We start from the raw sequence: 19,504 nt of genomic DNA, 5'->3' as shown, positions 1-19,504 counted from the left end.
TTAGTTACCCCCTGACTCAACAATTTGATAGATCGCCCTCAGTAGCTCTTCTTGCTGAGGCTTGGACAGCACATCCAGCAGATCGAACGCCGCAAGCACTTGCGCAATTGCCCGAACCTTTTCCTCTGCCAGCCTGGATTCGATCGTGGACTTGGCGATCGTGGACTTGGGGGCGAATGCCTCATCCAAGACCGGAGATAGAACTGCCGCTCGGCTGAAAACGTAGTCGGCTTTCCCGTCCTCGCCGTGTGTAAAACCATCTGAAAGTAGAATAGCCGGTGGTTCAGTCGCGCGCCCGACATTCTTTTTATCCCAAACGCGGTCAGCGATGGCTTGGACCCTAGAGTGGGATTCTCTCTCTCTAACTTCTCGAACCCCCCCCCTCACCTCCGCCGCAACTCTCTTCTGAGCGGTTGCAAGCTGACGAAGTGCACTATGAACCCATTTTGTAATGTACACTGCATGCGGATGAGCCACATTGAATGACTCACGGTCAATATTGAGCGCGCTATCCAACCCGGACTTAACAAATATCTCGCAGGTTACCTGCTTCAATCGCTGTATTTCTTGCACCTGATAACGCATGAAGGTTGGATCGAACAGAGTGCCACTCGCACCATTGATTCTAACCAAGGCACCTTGATGCTCAACGGGGGCAATCTTGGGGGACCAGAATAGATATGCCTCAAACTCCAAAGGACCGCCACTTAGCTCGAATGGGACCTTCGAAAACGGCTCCGACACCTTGCCCACAAAGACAAGTGGTTGCTTCAGTGCAGAAGACGTCGTTGGAAGATCCCGGTACTTAAGCGGATGAGAAAGCTCGATTCCATCAAATACAACTCCGAAATCCTCCGTATCGCTAGAACAAAGTCCGAAAAGTTCGCGAATTGAACTTTCCCCGGCGTCTTCCACCTCTATGGCCTTACCCTTCGGACTATTGGACAAAAGAAAACTTCGAGTCCAATCGGACGCCGGCTCGTCAAACAGGTGGCCAGCTACATAAGGCAATGGAATGGCCAGAGACAATTGCCAAACCATCCTCAGATAATAGTCAAACAGGGTTTCTAGCTTAGGGTTCGAATTCCCCTCGCTCACTTCTCGCCAGACGCAACTCACAAGTTTTCTAAAACGCTCATCAGGCCGATCAGCTGAGCCCCAAGGCAGCGCTGACGTCTCACCCTCAACTGACCTCAGCATTTCTCCGGACCGGTCGGTGCGCCCGATATGATACTTAGGAGGATCTAGTTCAACTTTCTCGTCTTCGAGTGCTGACTCATTTTGCTCAATGACCGACCATATATCATCACTTCTGAGCGTATCCCGGGCTTGCCGCCTAATATTACTCAGAACGATAGTAGTCCCCTGACTTTCAGTATCCAGGGCAACCTCTCGCCATATTCTAACCTTGCCGGACTCAAATTCCCCCTGGTCATCACCCGCCTTCCCCGGCTCGTCTGAATACTGCCGCATCACAATAGACGCAACAGTTCTAAACCCATCGCCTTTAGTCTTGGTGATTATTTGAAATGTGTTAGTGAGCTGTGCTACAGAAAAAAGACCGATACCGATCTTTCCGATCAACTTGCGTCCACCAGGACTAAGCGAAGGATCAGAGGACGACGTCATCCCAAGCCCAGATCCCTCCCCCCTGCGCTTGGCGCTACCACCGATGTTTTGTATCAGATACGCCAGCGCTTCTGGCGCCATGCCGTGGCCATCGTCCTCAACAACGATTCTTTCGAAACGAGGTGCGTCCGTATGCACCACAACGCGCTTCGCATCAGCGTCGTAGGCATTTGAAATTAACTCTCTGATTGCAGAGGAAGGCTGTCTATATATCCCATCGGTAACTCTAGCAATTACTCTTTCGCTAGTCCTAAGGATCGTCTCAACAGAGTTATCCGAACCAGTGCTGGCTCGTATAGACGCACTCAGGTCAGGCTTATCCTGGCCCGGCAAAGAATTTATCCCTTTCATGTATTCTCCATTGCTCTGCAAATCGCCTCCGCCACTCCCTTAGCAAGAGGAGGCGGCACTGCATTTGAAACCTGGGTAACTTGCTGAGAGAGATTTCCCTTTAGCACAAAATGCTTTGGAAATCCCTGCAATAGCATAGCTTCGTAGATGCTAATGCGTCGGTGACCATCAGGATGAACATGAATCTCTCTATTTCCAAATGCTATTGTCGGGCTCGGCTTATGCCAGTCCAGACATTTGAAGCTCCTACGCTTGGATGATGGTCTCACGACCTGAGAGAAACGATGCGACTTGGGTCGCATTGTCCAGTGATTCACATGCTCAGGAAAATCACTGCAGTCGACTCCTTTCGAGAACAGAACCGGCTCAGCAAGATGCCCGATAACATCTCTAACGGTCAGCGCCCCTTGAGAAGGCTGCACCCGCGGGACTGCGTAACCACGATGCTTATTCATCCCAACAAGGATAACTCTACTCCGCCTTTGAGCGACTCCAAAATCAGTAGCAGATAGAACCCACTCATTGACATTGAAACCAGATTCGTCAATGCCTGATACCAATTCTGCATATGTAGCAGCGTGCTTTTTGTCGCGAATGCCTAGTACATTTTCAACCACCAGGAACTCAACTACGTACTCCCGCTGCAATGCCTTCACTATCTCCAAATAGAGCTTTGGAAGGCTGTTTCGCGGATCGTCAGTCTCTGCCGAAATGTTGGCTCGTGAAAAGCCCTGACATGGTGGACCTCCGATAACTCCGATTGAGCCCCCTTTAGGCACCCGCTTCCGGACGAGATCCAATACGCCGTCAGGACCAATCTCGTTTAGGTCACCCACGTGAGCCAGGGCGCTTTTGAAATTGTAAGAATAGCTATCAATCGCCGCCGAGAATCCATCGATGGCTACGGCCAACTCAAATCCAGCCTGGTGGAAACCTAGGTCCATCCCCCCAGCGCCACTGAACAGACTCACGATTTGAGTCTTTTTCGCACATGTGGGACCCCCGTTTGCTGTTGGACGCCCCACATCTACCATCCCCGTCGACGCCGAGCAATCCTGGCGAGAATCAAGTGTCATCTATTCCTCCATTCTCCAGCCATAGGCGACAGACGCGCACAACTAGAGCGATACTATATATCACGTGCTGGATTGTGATCCCGCGCTTTATGCTGAGGCTGAGACAACCAGAAAGGGCCGGATCCCTTAGACCCGGCCCTTCCGTTGAACGCTGCTAGGCAGTCCAGAGTTGGCCTCTCAGCCTTCTGGAAACCCCTACCGAACTTCAAACCCCAACAGGATTAGCCTTCTCCGGATCAATCTTGTACTGCTTGATCGCCCGGGCCACATCCTTCGCGGTCATCTTCCCTTCCTTCGCCAGCGCCGCAATCGCGGCATGCGCGATGTAGTACCGATCCACCTCAAAGAACCGGCGCAGGTTCGCACGCGTATCCGAACGGCCGAAACCATCGGTACCCAGCACGGTGTACGACATCGGCACGAACGCGCGGATCTGGTCCGCATACGCACGCACGTAGTCGGTGGCGGCAATCGCCGGGCCCTGGCGGCCTTCCAGCAGCTGGGTCACGTAGGCCTTGCGCTGCTCACCTTCCGGATGCAGGCGGTTGGCACGTTCCACGTCGAAACCATCGCGACGCAGTTCGTTGAAGCTCGGGCAGCTCCAGATATCGGCGGTCACGCCGAAGTCCTTGTCCAGCAGCTCGGCCGCAGCAATGGCTTCGCGCAGGATGGTGCCCGAACCCAGCAGCTGCACGCGCAGCTCGCCCTTCTTCGGCTTGCCGGCGTCGGTCAGCAGGTACATGCCCTTGACGATGCCTTCGGCCGCGCCTTCCGGCATTTCCGGGTGGGTGTAGTTCTCGTTCATCAGGGTGACGTAGTAATACTCGTCCACCTGGTCTTCCATCATGCGCTTGGTGCCGTGCTGCAGGATCACCGTCACTTCAAAGCCGAAGGTCGGGTCGTAGCTGCGCACGTTCGGGATGCCACCGGCCACCAGGTGGCTGAAGCCATCTTCGTGCTGCAGGCCTTCACCGTTCAGCGTGGTGCGGCCGGCGGTGCCACCCAGCAGGAAGCCGCGGGTACGCATGTCGGCGGCCTGCCAGGCGATGTCGCCCACGCGCTGGAAGCCGAACATCGAGTAGTAGATGTAGAACGGCAGCATCGGCACGTTGCTGACCGAGTAGCTGGTACCGGCCGCCATCCACGAGCTGATGGCACCCGGCTCGCTGATGCCCTGCTGCAGCACCTGGCCGCTCTGGTCTTCGCGGTAGAACATCAGCTGGTCGGCGTCGACCGGCTTGTACTTCTGGCCGAACGGCGCGTAGATGCCGATCTGGCGGAACAGGCCTTCCATGCCGAAGGTACGGGCTTCGTCGGCCACGATCGGCACGATGTGCGGGCCCAGTTCCTTGTCACGCAGAGTGATGTTCAGGCTCTGCACGAACGCCATGGTGGTGGAGTAGCTGCGCTCGCCGCTGCTCTTCAGCAGGCGCTCGTACGCTTCCAACTTCGGCGCCACGAAGGTCTTGTCGGCCTTGCGGCGGCGCTGCGGCAGGTAACCACCCAGCGCGGCACGGCGTTCCTGCAGGTACTGCACTTCCGGCGAATCCGGGCCCGGGTGGTAGAACGGCACCTGGCCGTCGGCCAGCTGCGCGTCGGTCACCGGAATGTTGAAGCGGTCGCGGAAGTGGCGCACCGCTTCGTCGTCCAGCTTCTTGGTCTGGTGGGTCGGGTTCAGCGCTTCACCGGCGCTGCCCATGCCATAACCCTTCACGGTCTTGGCCAGGATGACGGTCGGCATGCCCTTGGTGTTCACGGCCTGGTGGTAGGCGGCGTACACCTTGTGCGGGTCGTGGCCACCACGGTTCAGGCGCCAGATGTCGTCGTCGGAAAGGCCGGCGACCATCGCGGCGGTTTCCGGGTACTTGCCGAAGAAATGCTCGCGGGTATACGCGCCGCCGAAGGCCTTGCAGTTCTGGTATTCGCCGTCGACGGTTTCCATCATCAGCTTCTTCAGGACGCCGTTGGTGTCCTTGGCCAGCAGGGCATCCCAGTAACCGCCCCACAGCAGCTTGATCACGTTCCAGCCGCCGCCACGGAACACGCCTTCCAGTTCCTGGATGATCTTGCCGTTGCCGCGCACCGGGCCGTCCAGGCGCTGCAGGTTGCAGTTCACCACGAAGATCAGGTTGTCCAGGCCTTCACGGCCGGCCAGGGCGATGGCACCCAGGGTTTCCGGCTCGTCGCTCTCGCCGTCGCCGATGAAGCACCACACCTTGCGGTCGGACTTCTCGATCAGGCCACGGTTTTCCAGGTAGCGCATGAACTGCGCCTGGTAGATGGCGGCCAGCGGGCCCAGGCCCATCGACACGGTCGGGGTCTGCCAGTAGTCCGGCATCAGCCACGGGTGCGGGTACGAGGACAGGCCACCGCCGTCCACTTCCATGCGGAACTTGTCCAGCTGCTCTTCGCTGATGCGGCCTTCCAGGAAGGAACGCGCGTAGATGCCCGGGGCGCTGTGGCCCTGGATGAACAGCAGGTCGCCCGGGTGGTTTTCGCTCGGGGCGCGCCAGAAGTGGTTGAAGCCCACGTCGTACAGGGTGGCGCCGGAGGCGAACGAGGCGATGTGGCCGCCCAGGTCACCCGGCTTGCGGTTGGCGCGCACCACGGTGGCCATCGCGTTCCAGCGGATGATGGAACGGATGCGCCATTCCAGCTCGGCATTGCCCGGGCTCTTGGCCTCGAACTGCGGTTCGATGGTATTGACGTATTCGGTGGTGGGAGAGAACGGCAGGTAGGCGCCCGAACGACGGGTCAGTTCCACCATGCCTTCCAGCAGCTGATGCGCGCGCTCGGAGCCCTCGACATCAATAACGGCCTTCAACGACTCGATCCACTCCTGGGTTTCCACAGGATTCGGGTCGTTGTTCAGCACCTCGTTCAACCAGTTCATTAGCGCTCCCATAACCGCACGCACGCGCGCGACTGTTGTATAGATTTCTAGACCGCAAAGTGTAGCGCACCAAGGGCTTTCGTCACTTGGCTACGCAGGCGTATGGATGCAACCGGCCAGTGTCCGCAAGGGGCTTGCCGGGCCCGCTGATGGCCCTGCGGCGGGCCTTGGCGGCGGCGCGGGCTGTCGCTTGCGGCCGCTGCGCCCATGCGCAGGACGCAGTGTTACTGCTGCCGATGACGGTTGTAGGGCAACTCCGGCACCGCCGTAGGTGGGCGCCGGGCAGCGGTTCTGAACCGGCGACAACATGTCGCACCTGCCTCTGGATCGCTGCCAGTCGCGGGCCCAGGGTGGGTCGCGAGTGATGGGCCCGATGGCCCTGCTCCCTTCCACAGCATCGCCGGGGCGCCTCGCAGGGGGCGCCCCTTTTGCTGTGCGCACGAAGGTCCGTGGCCCAAATTGCACCTGCTTGTGGCCGGATCGGATGTTGTCGCTTTCGACATATCGATATATCGTTTGCACACTCGTTTACCGATATATCGAAATGAGCCGAAGCCCCTCTCCCAGAGCCCGTTCCACCGATTCAGCGGTGCCACGTCGCAATGGCCAGCCGCGGGTGCTCAGCCGCGGCGACCTGCGCCTGCTGGTGCTGGCCCTGATCGGCGAGCAGCCGCGCCATGGCTACGAGCTGATGCAGCTGATCAGCAACCAGTTCATGCAGGCCTACACGCCCAGCGCCGGCACCATGTACCCGCTGCTGGCCAGCTTCGAGCAGGCCGGCTGGATCGAGGCCGAGGAAGTGGATGGCAAGCGGATCTTCCGCATCACCGCTGCCGGTGAGTTCGAGCTGAAGGTGCAGCGCACCCAGGTACGCCTGGCGCAGCGACGTGCCTTCGACCGTGCCCGCGAGATCACCAAGGCCTCGCTGCCGCCGCCGCTGGCCACTGCCCTGCGCGAGTTCAAGCGGGCGCTGGTGCATCACCACGGCCGCTGGGCCGAGGGCGAGGCGGACGAAGTGGCGGCGCTGCTGACGCGGGCCTCGGCCCTGCTCAACGGTACGGCCGGTAGCGAGCAACCACCGATTTCAACGACCCAGCCAGACTGAATCCAGCCAGGTCGCCCCTACGCCGCGCGCCCCCGCGCGACACCTTTACAGGTAACCCCCATGACCGAACACAACAACACGCGCCTGCGCCTGGATGTGCGCTTCCGTGAACTGACCGTGCTGCGCACCGAAGAGGTCACCCCGCACATGCGCCGCATCGTGCTGGGTGGCGACGACCTGGCCGGCTTCGATTCGCCCGGCGCCGACGACCACATCAAGCTGTTCTTCCCCAACGCTGCGGGCGAGATGGTGCTGCCGGTGCTGACCGCCGAAGGCCGCAGCTACCCGGCCGGCAAGGCGCCTTCGCCGGCCCGTGACTATACCCCGCGCTGGTGGGACCACGAGCGCGGCGAGCTGGCCATCGACTTCGTGCTGCACGACCAGGGCGTGGCCGGGCCGTGGGCCGAACGCGCACAGCCGGGCGACATGCTGGTGATCGGCGGCCCGCGCGGCTCGTTCGTGGTGGCCGACACCTACGACGCCTACGTGCTGATCGGCGATGAAACCGCACTGCCGGCCATCGCCCGTTGGCTGGACATGCTGCCGGACAGTGCCGAGGTGCAGGCCTTCATCGAAGTGCGCGACGAGGCCGAGCGCCAGGACCTGCCGCAGTACGAGAACGTGCGCATCCACTGGCTGGAGCGCAACGGCTTCCCGGCGGCCAGCAGTACGCTGCTGGAAGACATGCTGACCGACTTCGAGGCCCCGGACGGCGATGTCTTCTACTGGATCGCCACCGAATCTCGCCGCGCACGGATGATGCGCAAGTTCATCGAAGGCCACCTGGGTGTGCCACGCGACTGGATCCGTTCCACCGGCTACTGGAAGGCCCACCCGGACGAAACCGACGGCGATTGATCAAAAGGCGGTGGGTGCGGACCGTTGGTCCGCACGCCCTCCGACAGGTAGTGCCGGCCGCTGGCCGGCAACCTCATGAACCCTCGGCAGGAATCTGCAATTGCCGGCCAGCGGCCGGCACTACCACCTGCTGCATCCACCCGAACCGCTGCGCGGCCCAGATCTCCAGCGCCACCAGCAGCGCGATGATCAACAACGGCAACAGCAGCCCGAAATACACACCGGGCATCATGCCGTTGATCTGCGCCTTCACCAGCCGCAGCACGCCACGGGTGTGCAGCAGCTCATCCACGTGCATGGTCAGCGCCTCGCGCACCACTTTCGGTTCCAGGCCGAGGGTACCGGCCCGTTCCACCAGCGTGTCTTCCACCATGCCGCACAGCAGACCTTCGCGCACTTCCGTGGGTGATACAGCGGGCCATTGTGGAGCCGAGCCCATGCTCGGCTGCTCGTCGTTCCGCCATCGGAAAACCCTCGCGCTGCGCGCGATGAGCCGAGCGTGGGCTCGGCTCTACAGGTATTCCATGGCCCGGTTCAACGCATCCGCCGGCAAGCAATGCGACAATCGCGCTCCTTTCCTGCAGCAACGAGGCCCACATGGCCAAACTGACCCTGGCCAGCGTGGATGCGCTGCGTACCCGCTTCGCTGATGACGCTGCCTGCGACGCGGCCCTGGCCGCCTTCGCCGACACCGCTGCACTGCGCGCGCCGCTGCGTGAGCTGGTGGAGGCACAGCACCGCTACCTGCAGGCCGAATTCGAAGTGGCGCAGGTGGCCGACGTGCTGCGCCGCGACCAGAAGTACGCGCCGGTGGGTCGGCCTTCGATCAACATCGTGCAGCTGCGCAAGCAGCAGGCTGCCACCAAGCAGGCGGCGCTGATCGCCCGCCAGAGCGTGGCGCAGGCGGCGCAGACGTTCGTGCGGGTGAGCGGGATGACGGTGAAGGCCAAGCAGAGCCCGAGCGAAGCGTGCGTGGCATGGTTGGGCGCGTTGCGCTGAGGGATCGTGCGGACCAACGGTCCGCACCCACCAGATGCAGGTTGGCACCTGCCGGGTAGTGCCGGCCGCTGGCCGGCAACCCCATCGGCATCGGGTGCCTCGCATGCAGAACCCAAAAAGAAGGCCCGCTTTTCAGCGGGCCTTCTGCCTTCTCACGACGAGTGAGTGGGGTGCATCAGGCCGCCGGCTTTTCGCCGGTGGCTTCGGTGGTGATGCGGATCTTCACTTCATCGCTGACGTTCGGGGCATAGGCGCCGACGCCGAAATCGCTGCGCTTCAGGGTGGTGGTGGCATCGAAGCCGGCGGCCGGAACCTTGGCCATCGGGTGCTCGCCGCCGCCGTTGACGGTGACGTCCAGGGTGACCGGCTTGGTGATGCCCTTGATGGTCAGGTCGCCGGTGACGGTCAGCTTGTTGGTGCCGGCCGCTTCCACCTTGGTGCTCTTGAAGGTGGCATCGGCGAACTTGGCGGCGTCGAAGAAGTCGGCGCTCTTCAGGTGCTCGTCGAACTTGGCGGTGAAGCTGTTCAGGCCGCTCAGCGGCAGCTTCACTTCCACGGTGGACTTGGTCACGTCTTCGGCGTTGTACACCAGGGTGCCTTCGACGTTGCCGAAGTGCGCGCTGGGGTTGGAGAAGCCGAAGTGGCTCCACTGCGCCAGTACGTCGGTGTGGCTCGGGTCCAGCTTGTAGGTGCCCGAGGCGATCTTGATCGCTTCGGCGGCCGGCGCGGCATCAGCGGCCGGGGTGGCAGCCTGCTCGGTGGTCGCCGGGGCGGCGGCATCGGCCGCCGGGGCAGCGGTATCGGCCGGCTTGGAGCAGGCGGCGATGGCCAGGGTCAGGGCCAGCGGCAGCAGCAGTTTACGGGTGGCGCTCATCTGAGGAACTCTCCGGATCGTAGGGTGGGTACACGGTGCAGCAAGAGCCCGCCGCGGGACGGCGGGCCCGAAACCGATACAGCGACTTACGCGATGCGCGCCGCTTCGTCGAACGACAGGCGCGGCAGGCGCGGGAACAGGCCCGCCGGATCACCGTAACCCAGGTTGACCAGGAAATTCGACTTGATGGAGGTGCCGGCGAAGAAGGCTTCGTCGACCTTGGCCGGGTCGAAGCCGGACATCGGGCCGGCATCCAGGCCCAGCGCGCGCGCAGCCAGGATCAGGTAGGCGCCCTGCAGGCTGCCGTTGCGGATGGCGGCTTCGTGGCGGCCTTCCTGCGGGCCATCGAACCAGGCCTTGGCATCGGTGTGCGGGAACAGGTACGGCAGCTTCTCGTGGAAGTCCAGGTCGAAACCGATGATGACGGTGACCGGCGCAGCCATGGTCTTGGCCAGGTTGCCTTCGGACAGCGCCGGGGCCAGCTTGTCCTTGGCCTCCTTCGAGGTGACGAAGACGAAGCGCGCCGGCGTGGTGTTGGCCGCGGTGGGGCCCCACTTCACCAGGTCGTACAGTTCCTTCAGCAGGCTCTCGGGGACCGGCTTGTCAAGGAAGGCGTTCTGGGTGCGGGCCGTACGGAACAGCTGATCAAGGGCGGCGGCGTCGAGCGCGTGGGACATCGGTGGATCTCCAGGGCGGCGAAAGGAAGTCAGTGCCCGCGGGCGGCGCGGGGCGAAACGACGAGCCGCAGTGTAGAGTGTCGCGACTGTTGCAACACCCAGCAGGGCTGAAACGAATTAATGCCAATGGTGAAACGATCGAGCGCGCCATGGACGGTCACTGACGGCCGTGCGGGCAATGTCCGCCAGGCGGTCGCGCTGGCCTCGGCACTGCGCCAGGGCACCCACCGACCGCTGCTCCTGCAACCGCGCGCACCCTGGCGCTGGCTGTCGCCGCGGCGCCTGCCCGGCGATGTGAATGGCTACGGCGAGGCCTTGGCGACGCTGGCGGCTGAGGCGCCGGCACTGGCGATCGGCTGTGGTCGCCAGGCGGCCGGTGCCCTGCGCGTGCTGCGTGCACGCGGCAGCCAGGTGGTGCAGATCCTCGACCCGCGCATCAGCGCCCGCCATTGGGACGTGGTGGTGGTGCCGGAACACGACGCCCTGCGTGGCTGCAATGTGCTGACCCTGCTCGGCAGCCTCAACCCGGTGGACGACGACTGGCTGGCCTGGGGCCGCGCCGCGTTCGCCGGCTTCAGCACCTTGCCCGGCCCGCGCACCGCACTGCTGGTCGGCGGGCCGACGCCGCTGGCGCCGTGGGACGAGACGGCGATGGTCGGCGTATTCCAGGCGCTGGCCGAGCAGATCCGCAGCGAAGGCGGCAGCCTGCTGGCGACCACCTCGCGACGCACGCCACCGGCCTTGGCCGAGATCCTGCGCGCGAAGTTCGCCGACCTGCCGCACGTGATCTGGGGCGATGGTGGCGACGGTACCAATCCCTATGGTGGCCTGCTCGGCTGGGCCAACCGCGTGGTGGTCTCGCCCGATTCGGTGAACCTGCTCTCTGAAGCCTGCGCCACGCGCATGCCGGTGATGGTGGCACTGGCCGATACCGCGCAGGGCCGGCTGGCCCGTTTCCAGCAGCAGTTGCGCGAACGCGGGCGCTTGCAGCCGCACTGGCTGGACTGGCAGTACGACCGCATCGAGCCATTGCGCGAAACCGCGCGCGTGGCGGCGGAAGTAAAGCAGCGCCTGGCCTTGGGGTAGTGCCGGCCGCTGGCCGGCAACGCTGTGCGCATTACCGGACACCCTGCCGATGCCGGCCAGCGGCCGGCACTACCGGGGTGCGCAGCGATTTCTGAACATTTCAATCCGCCCATACCGTTAGAGTCCGGTGTCCCCCACCGGACCGAATGCCTTCATGCGTACCCTGCTCCTGCTGCCCCTGGCCCTGCTCGCCGCGTGTTCGACCGCGCCCACCGAGCTGGACCCGATCTCCTATCAATGCCAGCAGCAGCTGGATGCGTACCGCGAACAGCCGGCGCTGCGCGATCCGAAGACGGGCGAGCGCCCGCCGCTGCCGATCGCCCCGATCAGCGATGCCTGCGACAGGGAACTCCAGCGCAAGGGCGTGGATCGCCCGCTGCGCTGAGCAGCGTATGATCGGCGCGCGGGCCTGCCCGCCGTTGAAGGTACCGACATGGATCGTTTTTCCCGCCTGCGCCGCGCCGCGCTGCTGATCGCCAGCCTGCTGGCGACCGCACCGGCCTGGGCCGACAGCACCGCCTGCCGCGAGCGCTACCCGAGCGTGGCGTCGCAGGCGGCGATGCTGGATGTCGCCTGGACCACCGCCGAACGCCTGGACGCGCTGCCCGATGTGGACGTGGTGGTGGCCGCGCGCGGTGGCCAGGACCTGAGCCGCTATGGCCTGCGCCACAGCCACCTGGCCTTCCTGCTGCGCGAGGACGACGACCGCTGGCGCGCGATGCACCTGCTCAACCGCTGCAAGACCGACCGCTCGCAGCTGTACCACGAGGGCCTCGGCAACTTCGTCGGCGAGAGCGGCGGCCATACCGACCTGCGCATCGGCGTGCCGTCGGCCCCCTTGCGTGCGGCGCTGCGCGCGATGCTGGTGTCGCCCTCGATCCAGCCCAAGGCGCTGCACGAAGCGAAGTACAACGTGGTCGCCTACCCGTTCGCCACCGACTACCAGAACTCCAACCAGTGGGTGCTGGAAGTGCTGGCGGCGGCGATGGCGCAGGCCGAAGGCGCGCCGGCCATCGTCAAGCGCGAACAGGCACAGCAGTGGCTGCACCAGCAGAAGTACCAGCCCAGCGTGCTGCATATCGGCCTCGGCAAGCGCGTGGGTGCGCGCCTGTTCGTGGCCAACGCCACCACCACCGACCATCCGGCCGGCGAACGCATCTCCGGCAACTATTCGGTGGTGACGGTGGAATCGGTGTTCGACTTCCTGCACCAGCGCAGCCAGCTGCAGCAGGAACTGGTGATCCCCCACGTGGCGGTGGCCGGTGCCACTGCCGCCACGCCCTGAATCCCGCTAGGAGAACGATATGCGTCCGCTGCTTGCCTCTGTGTTGTCGATGGTGATCGTCACCGGTCTGGCCTGGTCTACGGCCGCCCACGCCGAACGCCGCATCGTGATCATCCATGACCCGGGCCCGCAGGGACCGAGCCTGGAAATGTCCACGCAGATGGTGGCCTCGGCCCGCGCCGCAGCAGCGAAGGAAGCCCAGGACGCGGCCGACGCCGGCCGGCCGCTGGCCCGCCCGCAGCAGATCAAGCTGCCGCAGATGGAGGTGAGTGCGATCGCCACCACCGTCGATGGCCGCCGCGAAGTGCTGCTGCGTGATGCCAACGATCCGCAGAACACCGCATCGATGCAGTATCCGCGCGGCATCGGCGACCCGGCCGTGCAGTTCACCGTGGGCCAGACCGTGAATTTCGAGCCGACCGGCAACGACCAGGGCTGGCAGCTGAAGGACAACCAGGGCCGCCCGCTGGAATACCTGCCCGAAGCCACCGGCCCGCGCGACATCTTCGATACCCGGCGCTGAGCCGCCGTCCCCACGCTGACCAGGAGGTCTCCATGTTCCGTTGCCTGCGCGTTCCCGCTTCTGCCCTGCTGCTCTCCGCGCTGCTGGTGCCCACCGTCCATGCCGGCGCCGCGCCGGAGTTGAACAGCAGCGAGGCCAGCGTGCTGATCACCTCGCTGATCGTGGTCTCGGTGCCGCTCGCTGCGTCGGCGGGCCTGTCCGAACTGTCGAAAGCGCCGTTCAAGGCCAGCGAACGCAATGGCAGGGTTGCCCGCACCAAGGCGGTGCCGCTGCCACCGATGGAAGTGAAAAAGGTGGAGACCACGGCGGCGGGCGAGCGCCAGGTGCAGCTGCAGGTGCCCGACAAGGCCGATCAGACCGCCACCCTGCGCTGGCCGGCGCGCGTGCATGAAGACCAGACGGCGGCCTTCGTGGTCGGCCAGCAGGTGCATTTCGACCCCACCGAGGCCGGTGCCGGCTGGACCGTGAAGAGCGCACAGGGCCAGGCGCTGGCCTACGTCCCCACCGCCTACGCCGCGGGCGATGTGATGAGCGAAGCGTTGTAAAGCTGAACAAGCGGTTTTGGCTTTGCCGCGGGCCGAGCGGATAATGGGCAATCCCCTTTGTCCCCCCTGGCTCGCGATGTCCGTGCGTCCTGCCCCTGTGTTTGCCCCGCTGACCGCCCGCGCCCTGGTGCTGGCGGTATTGGCGATGGGCGCGGTGGTGCTGCTGTCCAACGTGCTGGTGCAGTACCCGATCAACGACTGGCTGACCTGGGGTGCCTTCAGTTATCCGGTCGCGTTCCTGGTCAGCAACCTGATCAACCGCCGCTTCGGCCCGGGCCCGGCGCGCCGCGTAGCGTGGATCGGCTTCGCGGTGGCGGTGCTGCTGTCGATCTGGGTGGCCACGCCGCGCATCGCCGTTGCCTCGTGCTCGGCCTTCATCGTGGCGCAGTTGCTGGACATCACCGTGTTCGACCGCCTGCGCCGTGGCAGCTGGTGGCGCGCACCGATGGTGGCCACGACCTGCAGTGCGACGGTGGATACCACCATTTTCTGGTCGATCGCGTTTGCCGGTTCCACCCTGCCGTGGGTGAGCTGGGCAGCCGGCGACCTGGCAGTGAAGCTGGCGATCGGCGTGTGCCTGCTGGCCCCGTTCCGCGCGCTGCTGTGGAAGATGGCGCCGCTGCGCGCGACCAGCTGACCGCACATGCTCTGGTAGGTGCCGACCTTGGATGGCACATGAGCACGGTAGGTGCCGACCGTTGGTCGGCACGCTCCATCAGAGTTCATCACCGCTGACAGATTGTGCCGACCAACGGTTGGCACCTACCAACAGCGGATCATCCCCGGGCAATTGTTCTAATGGGTGCACCCATCACCCGAACGGCAACGCTGCCGCTCTGCACGCTGCCGTAATCGCGGCACACGCCTCTTCAATCGCGGGCGTGGTCGGTGCCAATCGCGGGCGCCGGTCCAGCGTGCAGGCCAGGCCGACATCCAGCAGCGTGGCATGCGCGCCATGCAGTGCTTGCGCAGTGTCTTCCGGAAGGAAACCGGCAACCGCCAACGCATCGATCAGCGACGGCGTGTCGCGTGGCTGCAACAGCGCGGAATGCTGCGCACTACGCGCCAGCACGCCGGTCTGCAGCAGGAACTCCAGGTCCACCACGCCACCGGCACCCTGTTTCAGGTCCAGCCGCGCGGCATCGCTGCGGTCCAGTTCAGTGCGCATGCGGCCGCGCATCTTCAGCACATCGGCATACAGCGTGGCCGGATCGCGCTCACGACCCAGTGTCTGTGCGCGCACCTGTTCGAAATCGGCCAGCAGGCTGGCATCACCGGCCACACCGCGTGCGCGGACCAGGGCCTGGTGTTCCCAGGTCCACGCGCGTTCGCGCTGGTATTCAGTGTAGCTGGCCAACGAAGACACCAGCGAACCCTTGCCACCGTCCGGGCGCAGGCGCACGTCGATGTCGTACAGGCGCCCGGCGGCGGTGACCGCACCAAGCAGCGCCATCACCTTCTGTGCCAGTCGTGCATACCAGCGCCCCGGTTCCAGCGGACGTGCGCCATCGCTGGCCTCCACGCCAGCCGGGTTGTCGTGCAGGAACACCAGGTCCAGGTCGGAACCGAAGCCCAGCTCAAGCCCGCCAAGGCTGCCGTAGCCGATGATCGCGAAACGTCCATCGGGAATCCCGCCGTGCGCGGCGCGCATGTCCGCCTCGGCCATCGCCAGCACGGTGGTGACCACCGCCTGCGCCAGCTCGGCCAGTTGCCGCGTGCTGTCCACCGCACCCTGGCGGCCATCCAGCGTGGCCATCGCCATGCGGAAGCTGAGCGCCAGCCGCGTCTCGTTGAGCCAGCGCAGTGCGGATTCGGGATCTTCCACCGCCAGCACCTGCTGGCACTCGGCCAGCATACCGGCCGCATCGGGCATCGGCCCGGACACGCGCACGTCCAGCAGTTCGTCCAGCAGCAGCGGGTACGCGGCCAGCCGCTCGGCCAGCAGCGCGCTGCGCGCCAGCACGTCGACCAACCGCGCCAGCGCGCTGGGCTGTTCGTCCAGCAGCGCGAGATAGCTGGTCCGGCGCAGCACCGCCTGCAGCAGGCCAAGCACGCGCCTGAGCGCGGCGTCGGGTTGCGGCGAACGCGTGGCCGCATGCAGCAACGCGGGCAGTACGCGATCCAGCCGGGCACGCGCGGCATCGGACAATGACTTCACGCCGGTGCCCTGCGCGAAATCACGCAATGACTGGTCCGCGCCGTTGGCATCGAGGAAACCGGCTTCAGCCAGCAGCGGTGCGTTGCTGCCCTCGGGCAGGCTACGCCAGTAGTTGGCCAGCGCGTCGGGCGCGGCCTGGCCCTTGCGCGGTGCCAGCAGCGCGGCGAATTCGGTACTGACCCGCTGCTGCTGTTCGGCCAGCGCCGCGCGCAGCACGTCCCAGTCCGGGTAGCCGAGGCCGACGGCGATGCGCTCGCGGTCCAGTGCATCGCTGGGCAGCACGTGGGTCTGCGCATCGCGCAGCATCTGCAGGCGGTTCTCCAGGCGGCGCAGGAACAGGTAGGCCTCGCGCAGCGCACTGCCGTCCTCGGGCGCGATCTGCCCCGCAGCCACCAGCGCGTCCAGCGCCACCAGCAGGCGGCGCTCGCGCAGCGCAGGTTCGCGGCCACCGCGGATCAGCTGCAGCGCCTGGCACAGGAACTCGATCTCGCGGATGCCACCGGCGCCGCGCTTGATGTCTTCGTGCAGCTCGCGGCGCGCGACTTCGGCGGTGATCGCCGCCTTCATCTCGCGCAGGCCATCGAGCGCAGTGAAATCCAGGTAGCGGCGGTACACGAACGGGCGCAGGGTCTGCAGCCACGCTTCACCGGCCTCGATATCACCGGCGACAGCGCGCGCCTTCAGCCACGCATAGCGCTCCCAGTCGCGGCCTTCCCGCTGGAAGTACTGGTCCATCGCCGCGAACGACAGCGCGACGCGGCCGGCGCTGCCGAACGGGCGCAGGCGCAGGTCGACGCGGTGGCTGAAGCCATCGACGGTGGTTTCGTCCAGCAGCTTGGCCAGGCGCTGGCCGAGGCGGGCGAAATACTCTTCAGCGGCCAGCGCGCGCGGGCCGTCGGATTCGCCGCCGTGCGGATAGGCGTAGACCAGGTCGATATCGGAACTGAAGTTGAGCTCGCCGCCGCCGAGCTTGCCGAGGCCGAACACCACCAGCTGCTGCGCGGCGCCTTCGCCATCGCGGACCACACCGTGCCGCTGGGCGAATTCCTGCTGCAGCGCGTCCAGCGCCAGCCGCAGGCAGTTCTCGGCCAGGGTGGTGGCGCCAGCCAGGGTCTGTGCCACGTCGTCCAGACCGGTCAGGTCGCGCCAGATCAGCCGCGTCGACATGGCAGTACGCCAGCGCCGGATCTGCGCCGGCCAGTCGCTGGGCTGCAGCGGATCGAGCACCGGTGGCGGGATCGGCGGGCAACCGGGCGCGGCCAGCTGCGCCAGCAGCGCCGGTTGCCGCACCAGGGTGTCCAGCGCGAAGTCGCTGGTCACCGCCAACCGGCTCAGCAGCGGCAGCAGATCGGTCGGGATGGGTTCGGGCAGGACCTGGGCCAAGCGCGCCAGCGCGCGGTCGACAAGAGGCTGCAGGGCGGCGGGCAGGTCAGCGGGGGCGAGGGTCATGGGTCTGATTGTATCGACCCGGCTGGGGCGCAACGGACCCAGTAGTGCCGGCCGCTGGCCGGCAAATCCGATGATCCTGCCGAAGGTTACTGGGGTTGCCGGCCAGCGGCCGCCACTACCGATACTGGGAGCCGCGCATTCATACTGGGCGACAGGCAATAAAAAAGCCCGCTTGCAGCGAACTGCCAGCGGGCTCTGCTCCCTCCCCCACGTCGGGATGCAGGGCCATCGTGCGGGCTGCGAAAGCACTTTGCACGCTGCACTGCAAAACAGAACCGGTGGGTATGGGTGAGCCCCTGGGGGAAAAGCCATTCCACGAAGGTAGAACCCCCCGTACGGATGAGGATGGCCGATAATCGGGATTCCCCCCAGAAACACTGTCGTCATGTCTGTTGATCGCATCGCCAACGCGCGTCTCCGTGACCGCGTGGTCTCCGCCGAGGCCGCAGCCGCGCTGATCCAGCCCGGTGAAACCGTGGCCATGAGCGGCTTTACCGGCTCCGGCTATCCCAAGGCCGTTCCCGTCGAACTGGCCCGCCGCATCGAAGCGGTGCATGCCCAGGGCAATCCCTTCCAGATCAAGCTGATGACCGGCGCCTCGACCGCGCCGGAACTCGATGGCGCGCTGGCCAAGGCCGATGGCATCGCCATGCGCATGCCGTTCCAGAGCGACCCGGACGCGCGCAACCGCATCAACGAGGGCAAGCTGGATTACATCGACATCCACCTCAGCCACGTTGCCCAGCACGTGTGGTTCGGCTTCTATGGCGAGATCGATACCGCCGTCATCGAAGTCTCGGCCATCCGCGAAGATGGTTCGCTGGTGCCCTCCACCTCGGTCGGCAACAACAAGACCTGGCTGGACCTGGCCAGGAAGGTGATCGTCGAGGTCAACGAGTGGCAGCCGGCCGGTGTCGACGGCATGCATGACATCTACTACGGCACCGCGCTGCCGCCGCACCGCAAGCCGATTCCGCTGGTGAACGCCAACGACCGCATCGGCGATACCGCGCTGCGCTGCGACCCGGACAAGATCGTGGCCGTGGTGCGTACCAACGGCCCGGACCGCAACAGCCCGTTCAGCCCGATCGATGCAACCAGCGAGCAGATCGCTTCGCACCTGATCGAGTTCCTCAAGCACGAGGTGAAGAAGGGCCGCCTGCCGCCGAACCTGCTGCCGCTGCAGTCGGGCGTGGGCAACATCCCCAACGCCGTGCTGGCCGGCCTGGCCAAGAGTGGTTTCCGCGACCTGGCCGCGTTCACCGAAGTGATCCAGGACGGCATGCTCGACCTGCTGCGCGACGGCGTGCTGAGCTACGCCTCCTGCACCGGCTTCGCGCTGAGCCCGCAGGCGAATGAGACGTTCAAGGAGAACATCGATTTCTACCGCGAGCGCATCATCATGCGCACGCAGGAAATCTCCAACCACCCGGAACTGGTGCGCCGCCTGGGCTGCATCGGCATGAACGGCATGATCGAGGTGGACATCTACGGCAACGTCAATTCGACGCACGTGATGGGCACGCGGATCATGAACGGCATCGGCGGTTCCGGTGACTTTGCCCGCAACGGTTTCCTGTCGGCGTTCCTGAGCCCGTCCACCGCCAAGAACGGCACCATCTCGGCGATCGTGCCGATGGCCAGCCATGTCGACCACACCGAGCACGATGTGTCGGTGATCGTCACCGAACAGGGCCTGGCCGATCTGCGCGGCCTGACCCCGCGCAAGCGCGCGCAGGTGCTGATCGACAACTGCGCCCACCCGGACTTCCGCCCGCAGCTGCAGGATTACTTCGACCGTGCCAGCCGCGAGAGCTACGGCAAGCACACCCCGCACCTGCTGCCGGAAGCGTTGTCGTGGCACCAGCGCTGGCTGGATACCGGCACGATGAAGGGCTGAGGCCCGCTACGGACGTCGGGTAGAGCCGGCCGCTGGCCGGCTTCCCCAACAGCCGGCCAGCGGCCGGCTCTACAAAGGGGCCGCTCCGCAGAATCC

16 protein-coding genes and 1 pseudogene are annotated in these 19,504 nt (G+C 64.8%); 10 read left to right on the top strand and 7 right to left on the bottom strand.

The features are described 5' to 3' along the window. The 3 genes from A7X97_RS20425 to aceE form a co-directional block, all read right to left on the bottom strand. Complete coding sequence (locus A7X97_RS20425; RefSeq protein WP_088496214.1) at window positions 1-1,980, bottom strand: ATP-binding protein; 1,980 nt, start codon at window positions 1,978-1,980, stop codon at window positions 1-3. After that, a complete protein-coding gene (locus tag A7X97_RS20420) occupies window positions 1,977-2,951 on the bottom strand; it encodes a DNA cytosine methyltransferase (protein ID WP_216358867.1) in 975 nt (324 codons plus the stop codon). Before A7X97_RS20420 ends, A7X97_RS20425 begins: the two co-directional genes overlap by 4 nt. A gap of 310 nt (window positions 2,952-3,261) precedes the next feature. Next, complete coding sequence (gene aceE / locus A7X97_RS20415; protein WP_088496216.1) at window positions 3,262-5,949, bottom strand: pyruvate dehydrogenase (acetyl-transferring), homodimeric type; 2,688 nt, start codon at window positions 5,947-5,949, stop codon at window positions 3,262-3,264. 544 nt (window positions 5,950-6,493) lie between these two features. Between aceE and A7X97_RS20410 the strand changes: the two genes are divergently transcribed. Together A7X97_RS20410 and A7X97_RS20405 are read left to right on the top strand one after the other, a co-directional pair. After that, a complete protein-coding gene (locus A7X97_RS20410) occupies window positions 6,494-7,054 on the top strand; it encodes a PadR family transcriptional regulator (protein ID WP_072167692.1) in 561 nt (186 codons plus the stop codon). 60 nt (window positions 7,055-7,114) lie between these two features. Continuing rightward, window positions 7,115-7,912 carry a siderophore-interacting protein gene (locus A7X97_RS20405; RefSeq protein ID WP_072167691.1) on the top strand — a complete coding sequence of 266 codons (798 nt, stop codon included), beginning with the start codon at window positions 7,115-7,117 and terminating at the stop codon, window positions 7,910-7,912. A 73-nt stretch (window positions 7,913-7,985) separates the two neighbouring features. On the opposite strand, the pseudogene A7X97_RS20400 reads toward A7X97_RS20405, so the two are convergent. Continuing rightward, window positions 7,986-8,312, bottom strand: a pseudogene (locus tag A7X97_RS20400) (hypothetical protein); the annotation flags it as partial. 197 nt (window positions 8,313-8,509) lie between these two features. On the opposite strand from A7X97_RS20400, the gene A7X97_RS20395 reads away from it, so the two are divergent. Beyond that, window positions 8,510-8,911 (top strand): hypothetical protein, encoded by a 402-nt coding sequence (locus tag A7X97_RS20395; RefSeq protein WP_088496218.1) that lies wholly within the window; start codon window positions 8,510-8,512, stop codon window positions 8,909-8,911. A gap of 175 nt (window positions 8,912-9,086) precedes the next feature. On the opposite strand, the gene A7X97_RS20390 is transcribed toward A7X97_RS20395, so the two are convergent. Together A7X97_RS20390 and A7X97_RS20385 are read right to left on the bottom strand one after the other, a co-directional pair. Continuing rightward, window positions 9,087-9,785: a YceI family protein gene (locus tag A7X97_RS20390; protein ID WP_072169052.1), complete on the bottom strand. Its 699-nt coding sequence runs from the start codon at window positions 9,783-9,785 to the stop codon at window positions 9,087-9,089. 86 nt (window positions 9,786-9,871) lie between these two features. Then, complete coding sequence (locus tag A7X97_RS20385) at window positions 9,872-10,462, bottom strand: malonic semialdehyde reductase (RefSeq protein WP_005415046.1); 591 nt, start codon at window positions 10,460-10,462, stop codon at window positions 9,872-9,874. Between the two features lie 126 nt (window positions 10,463-10,588). Here A7X97_RS20385 and A7X97_RS20380 point away from each other — a divergent pair, with 126 nt between their 5' ends. The 6 genes from A7X97_RS20380 (at window position 10,589) to A7X97_RS20355 (ending at window position 14,538) form a co-directional block, all read left to right on the top strand. Then, window positions 10,589-11,548 carry a mitochondrial fission ELM1 family protein gene (locus A7X97_RS20380; protein WP_111008377.1) on the top strand — a complete coding sequence of 320 codons (960 nt, stop codon included), beginning with the start codon at window positions 10,589-10,591 and terminating at the stop codon, window positions 11,546-11,548. Between the two features lie 154 nt (window positions 11,549-11,702). Next, complete coding sequence (locus A7X97_RS20375) at window positions 11,703-11,933, top strand: hypothetical protein (RefSeq protein WP_005415044.1); 231 nt, start codon at window positions 11,703-11,705, stop codon at window positions 11,931-11,933. A 48-nt stretch (window positions 11,934-11,981) separates the two neighbouring features. Continuing rightward, window positions 11,982-12,833 carry a DUF2145 domain-containing protein gene (locus tag A7X97_RS20370; RefSeq protein ID WP_111008376.1) on the top strand — a complete coding sequence of 284 codons (852 nt, stop codon included), beginning with the start codon at window positions 11,982-11,984 and terminating at the stop codon, window positions 12,831-12,833. A gap of 19 nt (window positions 12,834-12,852) precedes the next feature. Further along, window positions 12,853-13,356 carry a hypothetical protein gene (locus tag A7X97_RS20365; protein WP_072169049.1) on the top strand — a complete coding sequence of 168 codons (504 nt, stop codon included), beginning with the start codon at window positions 12,853-12,855 and terminating at the stop codon, window positions 13,354-13,356. A gap of 32 nt (window positions 13,357-13,388) precedes the next feature. Next, window positions 13,389-13,901: a hypothetical protein gene (locus tag A7X97_RS20360; protein ID WP_072169048.1), complete on the top strand. Its 513-nt coding sequence runs from the start codon at window positions 13,389-13,391 to the stop codon at window positions 13,899-13,901. Between the two features lie 76 nt (window positions 13,902-13,977). Next, window positions 13,978-14,538, top strand: coding sequence for a queuosine precursor transporter (locus A7X97_RS20355; protein WP_005415040.1), 561 nt, complete (start codon window positions 13,978-13,980; stop codon window positions 14,536-14,538). Window positions 14,539-14,712: 174 nt separating this feature from the next. Here the strand turns inward: A7X97_RS20355 and glnE are convergent, their stop codons facing one another. Next, a complete protein-coding gene (gene glnE / locus A7X97_RS20350) occupies window positions 14,713-17,508 on the bottom strand; it encodes a bifunctional [glutamate--ammonia ligase]-adenylyl-L-tyrosine phosphorylase/[glutamate--ammonia-ligase] adenylyltransferase (RefSeq protein ID WP_111008375.1) in 2,796 nt (931 codons plus the stop codon). 385 nt (window positions 17,509-17,893) lie between these two features. Between glnE and scpC the strand changes: the two genes are divergently transcribed. After that, a complete protein-coding gene (scpC, locus tag A7X97_RS20345; protein WP_021202957.1) occupies window positions 17,894-19,408 on the top strand; it encodes a succinyl-CoA:acetate CoA-transferase ScpC in 1,515 nt (504 codons plus the stop codon). Window positions 19,409-19,504 lie beyond the last annotated feature (96 nt).

Origin of the sequence: Stenotrophomonas sepilia, assembly GCF_003244875.1 — a bacterium.
GTDB classification, from domain to species: Bacteria; Pseudomonadota; Gammaproteobacteria; order Xanthomonadales; family Xanthomonadaceae; genus Stenotrophomonas; species Stenotrophomonas sepilia.
The sequence above is the reverse complement of the archived record's forward strand: the minus strand, read 5'-3'. Positions and strand labels throughout refer to the sequence as shown.